The organism is Streptomyces mutabilis (genome assembly GCF_014649815.1).
In the GTDB taxonomy this organism is placed as follows: domain Bacteria; phylum Actinomycetota; class Actinomycetes; order Streptomycetales; family Streptomycetaceae; genus Streptomyces; species Streptomyces mutabilis.
On record NZ_BMTT01000212.1, the window covers coordinates 1 to 597 of the forward strand.

The window sequence follows — 597 nt, forward strand, 5'->3', positions numbered from 1 at the left end:
CAGACCCTTAAACGTTTTATTTTAAGTACATTTCAGGGTAGTCAATCTACTGCGAAGAGATTTAATGGCTAAAACTAGTCATTTATATTTCAGATTCATTGACGACTTATTTATAATTATTATACACAAATTAATCATTAAATTAAAAAAGTGACTATTACTAAATGTAACTTTCAAGTTGGACAAAGAATTTTTGTCTGATTTCAAGCTTGTTTTATACGCTATTCAACTATTTTATAATTTACTAGTAATTAAAAAACCTAGGACAATTTTTATGTCCCAGGCTCTACCAATATTAATAAAACTTTATCCTAAATACTCTTTCGGTACAACAGGTTCTATTTTACCATCAGCAATTTCTTCTAAAGCTTTTCCAACAGGTTTAGCTGAATGGTACTGATCTAAAAGCGCTGTTTCGCGTTTTTCATCTAATTCACGTGCTCTTTTAGCCGCCGTAGTGGCAATAAGATATTTTGAATTCACTTTTGCAGTAAGTTGGTTTAACGGTGGATTTAACATTATTTTTTGACCTCCAGTAACATTTTTCTATATTTAGCTTCGATTCGCTCTCTTTTTAAATGCTCAGCTTCAACTATT

Annotated in this window: 1 protein-coding gene; it reads right to left on the reverse strand. The window is 30.5% G+C overall.

From position 1 onward, the window contains the following. Window positions 1-306: 306 nt before the first annotated feature. On the reverse strand, window positions 307-519 hold the full coding sequence (rpoZ, locus tag IE142_RS40065) for a DNA-directed RNA polymerase subunit omega (protein ID WP_002456586.1): 213 nt from the start codon (window positions 517-519) through the stop codon (window positions 307-309). Window positions 520-597: the final 78 nt, after the last annotated feature.

Bases quoted from the DNA above. Each gene is read 5' to 3' on its own strand.
- rpoZ (WP_002456586.1), bottom strand. From the start codon at position 519: ATGTTAAATCCACCGTTAAACCAACTTACTGCAAAAGTGAATTCAAAA.